We start from the raw sequence: 15,713 nt of genomic DNA on the forward strand, positions 1-15,713 counted from the left end.
CACCGCCCACCCCATGGCTCGCTCCTCCAGACCAAAATCCAGAGTGTTACCCATGTGCCCGGTCTAAAGTGTTACCAATGTAGCCGGTCTGTACCGCCCGCCATCCACGCCTTTGTTTTAGCATGGTAAAGGCGTGGATACCGACCTCCGTCGGTATGACGAACGGGCTAATCGAAGGATCGGCATCAACGACCGCTGGTATCACACCACCGAATCCGGCGGGAACGACGGCTTGCGCTTCTCCTGATGCGACGCCAGGCCCTCCTTCACCTCGGGTCCGGTGAATCCCAGGAATTCCAGCGCCAGCGACGCATCGAACGTCGGGCCGGCCTGCCGCAGCCAGTTGTTCAGCGCGTATTTGGTGAAGCGGATGGCGCTTTGCGCGCCCTCGGCCAGGCGGGTCGCAATCTCCACCGCCTTGCCGTCCAGTTCGGTATCTTCCACCGCCAGGCTGATCAGCCCGATTCGTTCGGCTTCGGCGCCTAGCACCTGTTCGCACAGCAGCAGATAGTATTTCGCCTTGGCCAATCCGCACAGCAGCGGCCAGATGATCGCCGCATGATCCCCCGCCGCGACCCCCAGCCTGGTATGGCCATCGATGATCCGGCAGTCCTTGGTTGCAATTGAAACGTCCGCCAGCATGCCGCAGACCAGCCCGGCACCAACGGCAACCCCACGCATCGCGCTGACCACCGGCTTCGAGCAATTGATAACATTGTATACGATCTCCCGAGCCTCCTTCCATTGCCGGGTGCGGGCGGTGAAGTTGTCGATATTGTCCTGGACCATGCCGAAATCGCCGCCGGCCGAGAACACCTTTCCAGCCCCCGTGATCACCACCGCGTTGACCGTCGGGTCGCGATCCACGTCGCGCCAGATATCGGCGAGTTCGCCATGCATGGCATCGTCGGCCGTGTTCATCCTGCCATTGTCCATGGTGATGCGCAGCACCTTCGGATGCGGCCGGTCGAAGCGCAGGCGGGTGTAGCGGGCGTAGGGGTCGGGCATGGTTTGTTGTCTCCTCCTGGAACGTCCAGTGGTCTCCTTCATCCCGGACAGGGTCAAGGGGCGCCGTTGACCGCCGATGCCGTCCGCCGATACTCAGCGCATCATCCAGGGAGACACGATCGTGGCCAGTCAACCGCAAGCCTTGCTCGCCGAATTGTCCGAGGACGCCGCGACCGGCCGGATCGCCGAGATCTACGACAAAATCCGTCGTTTCTCCGGCGTGCCGTACGTGTCGTCGCTGCAGCGTTATCTGGCCACCATGCCGGGCGTGCTGGAATGGGCGTGGGACGCGGTCAGGCCGGCGATGGTGTCCGGCGCCATCCCCGAGACTGGCTGGCGTCTCGCTCGTTCCGTACGGCTGTCGCCCGCCGCGCCGATCGATCAGGCGACGTTGCGCGCCTGGGGGATCGATTCCGGGGCGTTGGCCGCCATCCGAAACATCGCCGAGAACTTCGTGCGGGTCTCGCCGGTGAACCTGATGACCGGCGCCTGCCTGGCCCAGTTGCTGAACGGCGCGAGTCCGTCCGGACCAGGATTCCCGAACACCTGGACTCCGCCCGCAATGCTGCCGCCGATGCCCGGCAACGCCGATCCCGCGTCACTGCCGCCCGATCATCGCGCCGTTTTGATGCGCTTCGCCACCGAGGTGGACGGCAGGCCGTTCCTGCCGGCGCTGTACCGGCAGATCGCTCATTGGCCCGCCGTCCTGTCCTGGCTGGCCGACGAACTCGCCCCCCGCTTCGCCGCGCCCGCCACCGCGACAGCCCGAACCGATTTCCGCGCCGCCGCCAGGGAAGCCGCCCCGGATATCGTCGCCCGACTGCCGGGCGTGCCGGACTGCGCCCCGCCAGACGCGGACACCACGCGGCGCGTCCTGGCCACCATCGATCGCTACGCCGAAACCAGCCCGGAGATGACGATGTTTGGGCAACTGATCCTGGACGCCCTGCCGGAGGTGCGCGCGTCGTAGCCGTCTGCTATCATGACTTAACAAAACCAGACAGGGATGGCTTTGTCGAAAGCACGTATCATCGCGGCGGCCGTGGCGCTGCTGGTCGTGGGTGCCGGCGCGCTGCTGTGGCATCCTGCCATCGCGCCGGTCGACACACACGCAGTCTTTTCGCACGAACAGGTCGCGCGTGGCGCGGAACTCGCCGCCATCGGCGACTGCTCGGTCTGCCACACAGCCACCAACGGCCAGCCCTTCGCCGGCGGGCGAGGCGTACCGACGCCGTTCGGCACCGTCTATGCGACGAACATCACGCCGGACCCCGAAACGGGGATAGGCCGCTGGTCCGAGGCGGCGTTCAAGCGTGCGATGCGGGACGGGATCGACCGAGCGGGGCATCATCTGTATCCGGTGCTGCCGTATCCGCATTTCACCAGGGCGACCGACGCCGACATCGCCGCGATGTATGCGTTCCTGATGACCCGCCCTGCGGCTCACGCCACCGCACCGTTGAACCAACTGCCATTCCCGCTCAACCAGCGCTTCGTCCTGGCCGGCTGGAATCTGCTGTATCTCAGCCCCGGCCCCTGGCATCCGGACCCGGCGCACGATGCGGCCTGGAACCGCGGCAACTACCTTGTCGAGGCCATCGGTCACTGCGGCGCCTGCCACACCCCGCATAACGCCCTGGGCGCCGAAAGCAGCGGACAAACGCTGGCCGGTGGTCAGGCGGAGAACTGGTACGCGCCGCCCTTGCAGTCCGCATCGCCTGCCGTGCGACCCTGGACCCAGGCTACGCTGGCGGATTACCTGCGCACTGGCTTCGAGGCCCACCACGGGGCCGCGGCTGGTCCGATGACGGCGGTCACCGATGAACTGGCCGGTGTCCCTGACTCCGATATCCAGGCGATCGCCACCTACATTGCCTCAATGATGCCGAAAACGGCGCCCGAACCCGTCATGGCGCGCGCCGGCGGCGATCCGCATGCCGCGGCGATCTTCGCGGGCGCCTGCGCCGGCTGCCACGGTTCGGATGCGCCGATGACCCGAGCGGGTGCGCCGTCACTGGCGCTCAGCACCGTGGTCAACGCGCCGACGCCGCAGGGTGCCATCCAGATGATCCTGAACGGCATTCCGTGGCGGGAGGGAAAGTCGGCACCCTACATGCCGTCCTTCGGTGCGGTGCTGACGGACGCGCAGGTGGCCGATCTCGCGAGCTATCTGCGGGCGACATACAGCGAAAAACCGGCCTGGACCGATGTTCCGGCCGAGGTGGCCAAGGCGAGGGGTTCATCATGATCCGATTGAACGTCAACGGGCACGACCATGATGTCGATGCGGAACCGGACACACCTCTGCTGTATGTCCTGCGAGACGATCTCGCGCTGAACGGCGCCAAGTTCGGCTGCGGTTTGGGCCAATGTGGCGCCTGCACCGTGATGGTCGACGGACGGGCGGTGTTCTCCTGCCTGACGCCGATCGCGCTGTTGCCTGGCCGCAACGTCCGTACCATCGAGGGCCTCGGTATGAACGCCGTGCAGCAGGCGTTCGTCGAGGAACAGGCGGCGCAATGCGGCTACTGCATCGCCGGCATGGTGATGCGCGCCCAGGCGCTGCTGGAGCACAATCCCAACCCCTCGGAGCAGGAGATACGCGACCAGATGGCGGTGAATCTGTGCCGCTGCGGCACGCATATGCGCATCCTCGCCGCGGTTCGCCGAGCCGCCGGCCGCGGGGTGAAGTCATGACCGCCGTTCTGTCGCGCCGGACGCTGCTGGCGGCCGGGGGCGGGCTGGTCGTGGCGTTCTCGCTGCATGCGCAGGAACCGAAGCGGCCGGGCAGTCTGAAGGAAACACCCAGCCTGGATGCCTGGATCCGCGTCGCGCCGGACGGGCGGGTGACCGTGTTCACCGGCAAGGCGGAACTGGGGCAGGGGCTGACCACCGCCCTGCTGCAAATCGCGGCCGAACAGTTGGACGTCGCGCCGAACCGGATCGAGCTGATCACCGCCGACACGATGCGGACTCCGAATGAAGGCTTCACTGCCGGCAGTCACTCGATGCAGGACAGCGGCACCGCGATCCTGAACGCGGCAGCGCAGGTACGTGGCCTGCTGTGCGATGCGGCAGCGGCCGAATTCGGTGTCGCGGCGGATACGCTGACCACAGCCGACGGGTTGGTCCATGCGGCGGACGGCCGTGCCATCGGTTATGGCGAACTGGCGGCGAAGCTGAACCTGCACGTGGACGCCACCGCGAACAGTCCGCTGAAAGACCCGGCCGCATATCGTCTGATGGGCACGCCGATGCAGCGGATCGATATCCCGGCGAAACTGACCGGCGGCGCGTCCTACGTGCAGGATCTGCGCTTGCCCGGCATGCTGCATGCCAGGGTCGTCCGCCAACCCAGCTATGGCGCGACGCTGCTGGATTTCGACACCGGCCCGATCGAGCATATGCCAGGCGTCGTCAAGGTGGTGCGGGACGGCAGCTACCTCGCCGTTGTCGCGACGAAAGAATGGCAGGCCATCAAGGCGATGCGCGCTTTGGCCGCCGCGGCGAAATGGCAGGAAACCGCGTCGCTGCCGGATGAGGCAACGATTCTGGACACGTTGCAGGCCCTGCCGGTGAAGGACATCCCGGTGCTGACATGGCAGGCACAGGCGGGCGCGCCGGTGAAGCGGTTGAAGGCGCGCTACAGCCGTCCCTACCTGATGCATGGCGCCATCGGGCCATCCTGTTCGGTGGCTCAGTTCGTCGACGGAACGATGACGGTGTGGACCCACACACAGGGTGTGTTCCCGCTGCGCGCCGCCCTGGCCAGCCTGCTGCGGCTGCCGCCCGATAAGGTTCACTGCATCCACACTCAGGGTTCGGGGTGCTACGGCCATAACGGCGCCGACGACGTTGCCGGCGACGCGGTGCTGATCGCTCGCGCCGTGCCGGGGCATCCGATCCGCGTGCAGTGGATGCGGGAGGACGAGCACACCAACGAACCCTATGGCTCAGCGATGATCGCCGAGGTCGAAGGTGCGATCGATGCCGATGGCCGCATCGTCGATTGGGACTACGCGGTCTGGAGCAACACCCATAACCGCCGCCCCAATATCGGTGGCCTGATGCTGCAGAACGCCGCGCTGTCGGACAAGTTGCCGGTGCCACCGCCCGCGCCGATCCCGATGCCGGAGGGCGGCGGCGACCGCAACAGCAACCCGATCTACGCGCTGCCGAACGCGCGCGTCGTCTATCATTTCATTCCGCAGATGCCGGTGCGGATTTCCGCGCTGCGGTCGCTGGGCGCCTACCTGAACGTGTTTGCCATCGAAAGTTTCATGGACGAACTGGCGGAAGCTGCCAGGGCCGATCCGGTGGAATTCCGGCTGCGGCATCTGCAGGACGAACGGGCGAAGGCGGTGATCAGCCTAGCGGCTGAGAAATTCGGCTGGTCCGCCGGCAAGCGCGGCGACGGGCGAGGGTTCGCATTCGCCCGCTACAAGAACCTCGCTGCCTATTGCGCGATCGCACTGACTCTGGGCGTGGACCACGAAACCGGACAGATCCGCCTGGGCCGTGTGGTCGCCGCCGTGGATAGTGGTCAGCCGGTCAACCCCGACGGCATCCGCCTGCAGATCGAGGGCGCCATCATCCAGTCCGCAAGCTGGACACTGTATGAGCAGGTCCATTTCGACCGGAAACGAATCACAAGTTTCGATTGGAGCCGCTATCCTATCCTGCGGTTTCCCGCCGCACCGGACTCGATCGACGTGTACATCGTTCCCCGGCCGGGACTGCCGTTCCTGGGCACCGGAGAGGCAGGGCAGGGACCCACCAGCGCCGCCATCGCCAACGCCCTGAAAGACGCGGCGGGTGTGCGTCTGCGGCAAATCCCCCTGTCGGCGCCGGCGGTGAAGACGGCGATCGGGGTTTAGAATCCGATACGAAATAATCGAGCCTTCAACCGCACGGCACCGGCCTCTCATCGTCATGGTGGGCGCTAGGCCCGCCATCCACGGCTTGCAGTACTGCTCCCGGAAAGGCGTGGATGGCCGGCCTGCGCCGACCATGACGGGAGCCCCGGTAGCCCGCTCACCCCTACGCTGCCACCTCTTCCCGTTCCGTCCGCGCTCCGGCCATCACCTGCACCGCCGGATAGTCGATTTTCCCCGTCCCCAACAGCGGCACCTTGTCCACCACCATCACCTCCCGAGGCACCTGGATCTCCGCCACGCCACGCTCCCGAGCGGCGGCCAGCAACACTCGCGCCTCGGCATCCCGCTGGTTGGTCACCAGCAGCAGTCTCTCGCCCTTGCGCGCATCCGGCACCGTAATCACCGCGTGGACTGCATCGGACCAAACCGCGTTCGCCAGCCCCTCGGCCGCTGCCAGCGACACCATTTCGCCACCGATCTTGGCGAATCGTTTTGCGCGGCCCTTGATCGTCACGAAGCCAACCTCATCGATCGCAACGATGTCGCCCGTGTCGTACCACCCGTCCGTCGGCGGCTCCAGCACGCCGGGCGCGTCGGCGCGCAGGTAGCCCAGCATCACGTTGGGTCCGCGCACGAACAGCCGGCCGCCATCGTCGATGCCGGGAACCGGTTCCAGCCGCGCCTCGATGCCCGGCAGCAGGCGGCCGACCGAACCTGCCCGAGCGTTGCCCCACGTATTCAATGCCAGCACCGGCGCGGTCTCGGTGACACCATAACCCTCGAAGATCGGTTTCTTGAAATGATCCATGTAGGCGGCACGAGTCTCCGGCCGCACTTTCTCGGCGCCGGCGAAGATATAGCGTAACGATTGCAGGTCCAGCGCATTGCCCTTGCGCGCGTAGCCCGTCAGGAACGTATCGGTGCCGAACATGATGGTGGATTGTTCCGCGTACACCATCTCCGGCACGATCCGGTAGTGCAGGGGGGACGGATACAGGAACACCCGCACGCCATACATCAGCGGCAGCAGCGTCGCGGTCATGCCGAACGAGTGAAACATCGGCAGCGCATTGAACACCCGGTCCGACGGATTGAAGTCCACCACCGACCGCAACTGCGCGCAGTTCGCCAGCAGCGCGCGATGACTGTGCACGACCCCCTTCGGCGTGCCCTCGGACCCTGATGTAAACAGCACCAGAGCCGGTGACCCGGCATCAACAGCCGCACCCGGCAACCGTTCCGGATGCCGCGCCGCCAGCTTCCCGCGCAGCTTGTCCAGCAACCCGATCGAATCCCGCACGTCCTCCAGGTAAACGAAACGAATTTTTGCGCTCACCGACTCCACCAGCCGCTCCAGCTTGCCCTTCTGCACGGCCCGCCGAGACGTGAGGATCGTCTCGATGCCCGCGGCCGCGCAGCAGGACAGCATGCCGTCAGCGCCGGTGGTGAAGTTCATCATCGCCGGCACGCGGCCCTGGGATTGCAGCGCGAAGAACGTCACGAGGGTGCCCACGGCGTTCGGCAGCATCACCCCGACATGCTCACCCGGCCGCGTGAACGCCGCCAGTTTCCGCCCCAGTACCACACTACCCAGGATCAGCCGGCCATAGCGCAGTTCCGTCAGCGTGGCGCCACCGGTTTCATTGGGAACGATGTCGGCAACGACCGGCAATCCCCGATCATACAGGCGCCGGGCATTCAGCAAGGCACCGAACAGGCTGTGCCGTAGCCGTTCGGGGCGGAACGCGGCGTTTGTCATGATATCCTGCATGATGCGCCCCAGCGCCGCCCGCCGCTCGCGTCCCTTCAGCGCGGCCGGTACCTCGGGCCGCACCGGTGGCAGCACCGTCAGGCTGACGTGGGGAAACCACCGAAGCTTCAGCTTGCCCTGCATCCGAGATGTCTTGTGAAACTGCAAACCATCGATGCGAACCGGAATGATCGCCGCGTCCGCCCGATCCGCGATCAGGCCGGGGCCATCATAAATCTTCATCAGCGCGCCGGTCAGCGTGATCCGTCCCTCGGGGAAGATCGCCAGCCGCCGTCCGTCGCGCACCGCTTTCACCATCGCGCGTATCGCCATCGGATTGGTCGGATCAACCGGGAAAACATCAAGGATATACTTCAGAAACCAGAATCGCCGAGCCTGTTCGGTGTCGATGGCGAAGACGATGTCGCCGGGGATGAAAGCGGCGACAAGGCAGCCGTCGAGGAACGACAAATGGTTGATGACCAGGATCGATCGCGCACCGGCGTGGGCCAGGTTTTCCAGTCCTTCGATGCGAGTCACGTGGAACAGGCGGAAATACCATTGGAACAGCGCGCGAAAGACGGTTTGCGGCAACAGGCGAACGATCCAGACAGCAACGGCGAAGTTTGCTACGGCGGCGACTTGCAGCACACGGGGTGACGAGACATGCGCGGCGGAGAACCCGGCGACAAACACGGCGCCCGCCACCATGAACACGGCGTTGATGATGTTGTTGGCAGCGATGGTGCGGGCGCGATGCGACGGCTCCGACTGCTCCTGCACGATGGCATACAGCGGCACAGAATACAGGCCGCCGCACATCGCCAGCAACAACAGATCGATCAGCATGCGCCAGCCGGCCACCGCATGCAGGATGGCCGACACGCTGATCAGCCCGTGGGCGCTGATCACCGTCGCGCCGAAATCCCAGGTGAACACGGTGATGCCGAACGCCGCGAACGGGACGTAACGGGCGCTGACCTCGCCATGCAGCAACCGCGAGCACAGCATCGATCCGATCCCGACGCCGACGGCGAACATTGTGAGCAACAACGTCACCACATGGCCGTCCGCCCCCAGTGCATCACGGGTGATCGTGGGAAATTCCGACAGTAGCGTGGCGCCGATCGCCCAGAACCAGCTCAGGCCCAGGATCGAGAGCCACACCGAACGGTTGGCCGTCGCCTGACGCGTCACCGAGATCGTTTCGCGCAGGATGTTCCAGCCGATCCGCAACGAACTATCCGCCGCCGGCGCCCGCGGCACCCCGAACGCGGCTGCCAGGCCCAGCAGCGACACACCGACACCGGCCGCGCCGACGATGAGAGGGCCGCCATCCAGCAACGCCAGCGCGCCGCCCGCGACGGTTCCGGCCAGGATGGCGAGGAAGGTCGATGCCTCGATCAACCCGTTGCCGGCGATCAGTTCCTCGTCGCGCAGAAGGTCCGGCAGGATGCCGTATTTCAGCGGCCCGAACATCGTCGCCTGCACGCCCAGGCCGAACAGGATCGCCAGCAGGCCCGGCACGCTGTTGGCGGCAAACGCCCAGGCCGCCGCGGCCATCAACACGACCTCCGCCGCCTTCGTCGCCTGGATCAGCCGGGACTTGTCGAAACGATCCGCCAACTGGCCGGCGGTGGCCGACAGCAGGGCGTACGGTGCGATGAACAGCGCCCCCGCCACTGCCGCGAGGCCCGCCCCGCCGGCGCCCAGCTTGAAGATGGCCAGGACAACCATGGCATTCTTGACCAGGTTGTCGTTGAACGCCCCGCAGGTCTGCGTCAGGCACAGCGGTCCAAGGCGTCGAGACGTTATCAGTGACATTGTCAGGACCTTCCGGCTTGAAGTTGGGTCAGCAGATGACCGGTTTCGAGGAAGCTCAGGGTCGCCGCCACGGTATCGTGGCGCATCGGCAATCTCGTGTGCGTCGAGGGCAGCAGCAGGAAGGCGGATTCGGTACCCGGCAAACGGGTTTCATCGACGGTCACGATCCCGTCGTTGTCGCCGGTCAGGAACGGGTTGTAGCCATTCTTACCATTTCCGCCGGCGATGATCGCGATTTCAGTGGCAGGCACGGGGACCTGAATGGCGTGCAGCGGGGTAACCGCCCGCCCACACTCACCCGCTATGGCCCGAAACGGTGGGAAATCCTTCAGTGCCTCGGCGATAGCCGAACCTTGCGCAGGAGAACCGACAAGAACGATACGGCCCAGGGTCCAACCGTCCTCGCCAGCATGCACGGCGGTCATGCGGGCGACGAGGCCGCCAAGGCTATGACCGACCAGGGCGATTTCGTGCGCCCCATCCTGGTGCAGGGCGCGAGCGATGCAGCGTACCGCGTCCACATGATAAGCGAGTGGGCGCCGCAGGCTCGGGTAACCGACATTGGCAACGGTCCAGCCTGCTTTTCTCAAAGCGTGCTCCATGCGCCGCATAACGATGCGACCACGACCGAGGCCGTGCAGCAAAATGACGGCGCGATCCCCTTCAGCGGCCGGCGCCTGCGTTTGGCCGGCATCGAGGCAGGCTTCCAGCGACCCTTTCGCCGCGATGCGATAGGCCGGGTCGAGCAGCCGCACGGTTCCATTCGCAGTGCTTTGTTGCACACGCCATCCGGACCGGATCCACAAATCCGACCAAAGTTGATAACCACCGAGCGTGGGGACGCGGTTCACGATACGACTTTCAGGCACAACGCGACGATTTCGTCCGCCAGTTCGCCCAGTCCCTGGGTCAGGCGGCCATACAGTTTGAATGTCGCCGGCTGCACGATGATGCCGATGACGGCGCCGGCGATCAGCGTGGGGTTGCCAGACGGGATCTCACCGGCCGCCATCGCCGCGGCGACTGTCCGGCAGATGACCTCCACGGGATTGTCCTCGGTCTGCGGCACCTGCCGCAGGAAACCGTGCTGGGTCAGCAAGAGGAAGTCGAACAGTAGTTCGTCCTCGGCATGCAGCGCGCAGGCGACACGGACCATGGCTTCCAGTCGCTGGCGGAATCCGCCCGGGACCGAAGCCGCGTTAGCCAACTGCCGGCCATAGGCGGCATAGCTGGCATGGAACAACTCGCCGATCAGGTCCTCACGGCTGCGGAAATGCGCGTAGAGGCTGGGGGCTTTCATACCCACCGCGTCGGCGATGTCGCGCATGGAGACGGCGTCAGTGCCATGTTCGACGAACAGCCGCATGGCCTCGCGTTTGATGCGTTCCTTTGGGCTGTAGGTTTCCAGCATCGACGCTTCCTAACGAACGTTCGTTAGGATTGAACCCAAACCCCGCCGAAGTCAAGCGTTCGGTGCAAGCCGCAGCGGTTCGGTCACCACGCGATCCTGTCCGCGGAACCACAGCCGGATGGTGACGCGCGGCGACGCCTCGGTTCCGTCCTGGGCCTGTAGCTGGATCAGGTGCGACGGGTTGTCGTCGAAGCGGAACCGCCCCGCCGCGTCCGTCCGGGTGCGGGCTTTCTCCACCTGAGTGACAAAATCATGCACCGACAGGATCACCGTCGCGCCGGCCACCGGCTTGCCCGCCGCGTCGATCACGCTGCCTTCCAGCAGCCCGTGCGCATGCAGGTCGACATAGACGTTCCAGGCGCCGGTCCCCAGCAGCAGGACGGCCGGGACGATGAAGAACCGGCTCAGCAGGATGCGGCGCCACCTCATCCCTTGGTCGCCCCCGTCGTCAGGCCTCGCATGAACGCCGATTGGGCCATCAGGAACACCAGCAGCCCCGGCGCCAGCACCATCACCACGAACGCGTAAAGCGCGCCGGTGGTGTCCTCCATGTAGGAGAGAAAACGCGCCAGCCCCAGAGGCAGGGTCTGCATGTCCTGCGACCGGGTGATGATCAGCGGCCACAGGAAGTTGTTCCACGACCAGATGAACGACAGCACGATGTTGGTGGCGATCGCCGGGGTGGACAGCGGCAGCATCACCCGCAGCAGGATGCGCATCTCGCCCAGCCCATCGATCCGGGCGGCATCGATCAGCGACCGAGGCACCGCATCGAAGCTGGCCTTGAAGATGAAGATGCAGACGATGGTGGACAGCAGCGGCAGCGCCAGCCCGAGGTAGGAATCCAGCAGCCCCAGATGCGCGGTGATCAGATAGGCCGGGATGATCGTCGCCTGGAACGGGATCAGCGTGCAGGACAGCAGCAGCACGATGACTGAACGCCGCCCCACGAACGGCAGCGTCAGGGCGAACCCAGCCATGGCATTCAGCACAAGGTTGCCCGCCACCGCGATCAGCGACACCACGATGCTGTTGAACAGATAGCGCGGGAACGGGATCAGGTACCAGACATCGACGAAGTTGAACAATTGCGGCCGCACCGGCAGCAGATGCGGTGGATATTCATAGATGTTCTCACTGGTGATCGCCGTCTTCAGCAGCCAGTAGAACGGCGCCAGCATGATGATCGAAATGACGATCAGCGCGGCATGCCGCCACCACAGCTTCCTCATTCGATCGCCCCCGCGTTGCCGCCGACCGCGCGATGGGCGATCCAGGTGAGCAGCAGCAGGATCGCGAACTGCGCGACGGTCAGCGCCGCTGCGTAGTCGAAGCGGGTGGAAACGAAACCTTGCTTGTAGATGTAGGTGATCAGCAACTCGGTCGCGTGGCCGGGTCCGCCGTTGGTCATCACGTAGATCAGATCGAAGGCGGAAAATGAGTTCAGCATGCCGATCACCAGGCACAAAAACACCGATGGCCGCAGCATCGGCAGGGTGATGCGGAAAAAGCGCGCCCACGCCGGCGCACCATCAACGCGGGCCGCCTCATACAGATGCGGCGGAATGTTCTGCAACCCCGACAACAGCACGATCATGAAAAACCCCAGCACCTGCCACGTATTGGCGATGATGATGCTTGGCAGCGCCCACGCAAACGAATCGAGGAACGCGATCGGCTGGTGGATAATCCCCAACTGGCGCAGCGCGTAATTGATCAGCCCGCCGCGCTCATTATACATCCAGTGCCAGATGATCGCGACCGCAACGGTCATCAGTGGGTACGACAGAAAGACGATGGTGCGGTAGACGCTCGCGCCTTTCAGGTCGCTGTTCACCAGCAGCGCGATGCCCAGCGCCAGCGCAATCGCTACCGGCTGAGACCCCAGGAAGATCAGCGTGTTCCACAGCGCCAGCCAGAACACGTCGTCGTCTTGCAGCATCTCCTGGTAGTTATCCAGGCCGGCCCAGGTCGCCGGGTGCAGTGGCGACCAGTACTCGAACGACAGTACGACGTTCCATACCAGCGGCAGGATGCGGTAGACGATGAAGATCAGCAACGACGGCGCCAGGAAGCAGGCGATGACCGTCGCCCGCCGTCTGGACCTCATGCGCGCCTCAGTTCGCGAGCGACCTTTCGGCTGGCCTCCTTCATCGCGGTCTTGGCATCCTTACGCCCGAGCAACGCGTTCTGCAGTTCAGGGTAGAAGGCGTCCTTGACGCGGCTGTCGCTGGGCAGCGGCCAGTTGCCGCATAGTTTGTCGGTGTGCTCAAGCTGGGTTTTCAGCACCGCGTAGGCCAGCGGCTCCTGGCCCTTGATCCGGTCCATCAGGGTGTCATCGACCTCGGTATAACCGGTTAGGATGCGCCGGTTGTCGGCCATTTCCTGCGCCTGCTTCTTGGCCGTGCAGAATTCCACGAACGCCCACGCCAGGTCGGGGTCCTTCGTGCCCTTGGAAATCCCGTAGCCATGCAGCGTCGGCACCGACCAGTTGCCCGGCAGCTCGGCGACGCCCAGCGTATCGGGGTTGATCCAGGCGCCCTGGCCCTTCAGGAAGAAATACGCCGAGGAATGGGCGTTCAGCATCCCCACCTGTCCCGAGGCGAACGCACCCAGCGGTTCCACCCAGCGTCCGGTCCACGAGATCTTGTTGATCGCGGTGCCGGCGGTGCCTTTCGCCAGCCGCTCGATCGTTTCGATCATCTTGGGCGTATCGAACGCCGGCTGTTTCAGGTCGGGCGTCAGCAGCTCGACATCGTTCATGCGGAACAGCGCCCAGTACAGCCAGTCGAAATTCAGCGTCAGGAACCCGGTCTGATCGCCACCGCCGGCGCCGATTTTCTCCGCCTGCGTCAGCAATTCGTCGAAACTGGTGGCGGGGGCTTCGATGCCGGCCTTTTTGAACAGCGACTTGTTGTAGAACAGCAGCGACTTGGCGACGTAGAACGGCACCAGCCAGTTCTTGCCCTCCCACACCCAGTTGCCCAGGTAGTCCGCGTTGAATCGCGCCTTCACATCAGGCTGCTTGGCAAGATACGGCGTCAGATCGAGCAGCGCGCCTTGTGCCGCGTATTCGACACCGATGCCGCCTTGCAGATCGACCACATCCGGCGGCGTCCCGGCCGCAAGCTGCGTCTGGTAGAACGGCGGCAGATCAGGACCTTTCTTGTCGAGCCACTCGATCTCCACGCCCGGATGCAGCTTGCCGAACTCGGCGAACCAGGTCTTGAACAGGTCCGCCTGGTCGACAATGTTCCAGCTCAGGAACGTCAGTTTCTTGCTGGTCTGGGCTATGGCGGGCGTGGTCAGGGCGGTCGCGGCGGTGCCGGCCAGGAATGTGCGGCGTTTCATATCATGCCTCCCGTTGATAGCTTCCGATTTCCAGCAGGTTCTTGTCGGGATCGTGGAAATAGACCGATGTCAGCGTGCCGATCGCGCCGGTTTGGGGAACCGGCCCTTTCAGGATCGTCACACCGCAGGCCTGCAAATGCGCGACGACCTCTCGCATCGGGGTGGTGGTCACGAAACACAAATCCAGCGATCCCGGCTGGTCCGCATCGGCGGTCGCCCAGTTCGCCGCGCCGGTGGGCCGCACGTTGAACTTCTGGTTGCCGAACTTCAGGCAGGTGCGCTTGTCGGGGCCGAACACCTCCCGCGACATGCCCAGCACGCGCTGGTACCAGGATGCGGTCACCTCCGCGTCCCGGCAGTTGATCACCACATGGTCCAGCCGTTCCAGCGTCAGTGCCATCGTTGCCTCCCTATATTCGTTGCCCGGTTTCCTGATCGAAGACATGCACCACGGCGGGATCGAGCATCAATGTCAGCGCCTCACCCGCCCGTCTGATACTGCGTGGCGGCAGGCGCGCGGCGATTTCGGTGTCCCCGACGAGGAACGTGACCAGCGTATCGGCGCCCAGCGGTTCGACGGTCAGGGCGGTGCCGTGCAGACAGGGGCCGGACGGCTGGGTGCTCCAGACCAGGCTTTCCGGGCGTATGCCGCACAGCACATCGCGGGCGCCGTCGAGCGGGCAAGGGAGTACGGTGCCGTCTTCCAGCCGCAACTGGCGATGGTCCAGCCGAGCGGGGAGCAGGTTCATCGCCGGGGCGCCGATGAAGCTGGCGACGAAGGCGGTGGCGGGCGTGTCGTAAACGTCTTCCGGAGTGCCGATCTGCTCGATGCGGCCGTGGTTCAGGATGACGATCCGGTCCGCCAGCGTCATTGCTTCGACCTGATCGTGGGTCACGTAGATCGTCGTGGTGGGCACCGCGTCGCGCAGTTTTCGCAGTTCGGTGCGCATCTGCACCCGCAGCTTGGCATCGAGGTTCGATAGCGGCTCATCGAACAGGAACAGTTTCGGATCCCGGACGATGGCCCGCCCCATCGCCACGCGCTGCCGCTGCCCGCCGGATAGTTGCCTCGGCGTGCGTTGCAATAGCGGCTCAATTTCCAGCATGCGGGCGACCTCGGACACGCGGCGGCGGATGTCGGCCCGCTTTACATGCCGGTAGCGCAGGGCGAACGCCATGTTCTCGGCCACTGTCATGTGTGGGTAGAGCGCGTAGTCCTGGAACACCATGGCGATGTCCCGGTCCTTCGGCTCGCGCTGAGTCACCACCGCACCGTCGATGACGATGTCGCCGGAGGTCGGCTCCTCCAGCCCCGCGATCATCCGCAGGATGGTGCTTTTGCCGCAACCGCTGGGTCCGACCAGAACGACGAATTCGTGTTCCGCCACGTCGAGGTTGACGCCCGGCACGACCTCCACGGGACCGAAACTCTTGCGTAGGTCGCGCAGTTCCAACGTCGCCAATCCGCTTCCCCCAGGCCCGTTGTCGAGGC

At 65.0% G+C, this 15,713-nt stretch carries 14 protein-coding genes; 4 read left to right on the forward strand and 10 right to left on the reverse strand.

The window, feature by feature from the left end; translation table 11 throughout:
* Window positions 1-201: 201 nt before the first annotated feature.
* On the reverse strand, window positions 202-1,008 hold the full coding sequence (locus tag GSQ89_RS04505; RefSeq protein WP_158922465.1) for an enoyl-CoA hydratase/isomerase family protein: 807 nt from the start codon (window positions 1,006-1,008) through the stop codon (window positions 202-204).
* 121 nt (window positions 1,009-1,129) lie between these two features.
* Here GSQ89_RS04505 and GSQ89_RS04510 point away from each other — a divergent pair, with 121 nt between their 5' ends.
* The 4 genes from GSQ89_RS04510 to GSQ89_RS04525 are packed head-to-tail and all read left to right on the forward strand — an operon-like array spanning window position 1,130 to window position 5,885.
* Window positions 1,130-1,978, forward strand: a complete 849-nt coding sequence (locus GSQ89_RS04510) for a hypothetical protein (protein ID WP_158922467.1) — start codon at window positions 1,130-1,132, stop codon at window positions 1,976-1,978.
* A gap of 42 nt (window positions 1,979-2,020) precedes the next feature.
* Complete coding sequence (locus GSQ89_RS04515; protein WP_216856008.1) at window positions 2,021-3,256, forward strand: c-type cytochrome; 1,236 nt, start codon at window positions 2,021-2,023, stop codon at window positions 3,254-3,256.
* Window positions 3,253-3,705, forward strand: coding sequence for a (2Fe-2S)-binding protein (locus tag GSQ89_RS04520; RefSeq protein WP_158922471.1), 453 nt, complete (start codon window positions 3,253-3,255; stop codon window positions 3,703-3,705). The genes GSQ89_RS04515 and GSQ89_RS04520 overlap by 4 nt, the downstream gene beginning before the upstream one ends.
* Window positions 3,702-5,885 (forward strand): molybdopterin cofactor-binding domain-containing protein, encoded by a 2,184-nt coding sequence (locus GSQ89_RS04525; protein WP_158922473.1) that lies wholly within the window; start codon window positions 3,702-3,704, stop codon window positions 5,883-5,885. The genes GSQ89_RS04520 and GSQ89_RS04525 overlap by 4 nt, the downstream gene beginning before the upstream one ends.
* A 163-nt stretch (window positions 5,886-6,048) precedes the next feature.
* Here the strand turns inward: GSQ89_RS04525 and GSQ89_RS04530 are convergent, their stop codons facing one another.
* The 9 genes from GSQ89_RS04530 to GSQ89_RS04570 form a co-directional block, all read right to left on the reverse strand.
* Window positions 6,049-9,459: an acyl-[ACP]--phospholipid O-acyltransferase gene (locus GSQ89_RS04530; RefSeq protein ID WP_174254827.1), complete on the reverse strand. Its 3,411-nt coding sequence runs from the start codon at window positions 9,457-9,459 to the stop codon at window positions 6,049-6,051.
* 2 nt (window positions 9,460-9,461) lie between these two features.
* Complete coding sequence (locus GSQ89_RS04535) at window positions 9,462-10,241, reverse strand: alpha/beta fold hydrolase (protein WP_158922475.1); 780 nt, start codon at window positions 10,239-10,241, stop codon at window positions 9,462-9,464.
* Between the two features lie 65 nt (window positions 10,242-10,306).
* Window positions 10,307-10,870 (reverse strand): TetR/AcrR family transcriptional regulator, encoded by a 564-nt coding sequence (locus GSQ89_RS04540; RefSeq protein WP_158922477.1) that lies wholly within the window; start codon window positions 10,868-10,870, stop codon window positions 10,307-10,309.
* A 51-nt stretch (window positions 10,871-10,921) separates the two neighbouring features.
* Entirely contained in the window at window positions 10,922-11,299 is a 378-nt protein-coding gene (locus GSQ89_RS04545; protein WP_158922479.1) for a carboxypeptidase-like regulatory domain-containing protein, read from the reverse strand.
* Window positions 11,296-12,102 carry a carbohydrate ABC transporter permease gene (locus GSQ89_RS04550; protein WP_158922481.1) on the reverse strand — a complete coding sequence of 269 codons (807 nt, stop codon included), beginning with the start codon at window positions 12,100-12,102 and terminating at the stop codon, window positions 11,296-11,298. Before GSQ89_RS04550 ends, GSQ89_RS04545 begins: the two co-directional genes overlap by 4 nt.
* Complete coding sequence (locus GSQ89_RS04555; protein ID WP_158922483.1) at window positions 12,099-12,980, reverse strand: carbohydrate ABC transporter permease; 882 nt, start codon at window positions 12,978-12,980, stop codon at window positions 12,099-12,101. Before GSQ89_RS04555 ends, GSQ89_RS04550 begins: the two co-directional genes overlap by 4 nt.
* Window positions 12,977-14,221: a sugar ABC transporter substrate-binding protein gene (locus tag GSQ89_RS04560; RefSeq protein WP_158922485.1), complete on the reverse strand. Its 1,245-nt coding sequence runs from the start codon at window positions 14,219-14,221 to the stop codon at window positions 12,977-12,979. The genes GSQ89_RS04555 and GSQ89_RS04560 overlap by 4 nt, the downstream gene beginning before the upstream one ends.
* A gap of 1 nt (window position 14,222) precedes the next feature.
* Window positions 14,223-14,621, reverse strand: a complete 399-nt coding sequence (locus GSQ89_RS04565) for a VOC family protein (RefSeq protein WP_158922487.1) — start codon at window positions 14,619-14,621, stop codon at window positions 14,223-14,225.
* Window positions 14,622-14,631: 10 nt separating this feature from the next.
* On the reverse strand, window positions 14,632-15,684 hold the full coding sequence (locus tag GSQ89_RS04570; RefSeq protein ID WP_158922489.1) for an ABC transporter ATP-binding protein: 1,053 nt from the start codon (window positions 15,682-15,684) through the stop codon (window positions 14,632-14,634).
* Window positions 15,685-15,713 lie beyond the last annotated feature (29 nt).

The organism is Acidisphaera sp. S103 (assembly GCF_009765975.1).
Classification (GTDB): Bacteria; Pseudomonadota; Alphaproteobacteria; order Acetobacterales; family Acetobacteraceae; genus Rhodopila.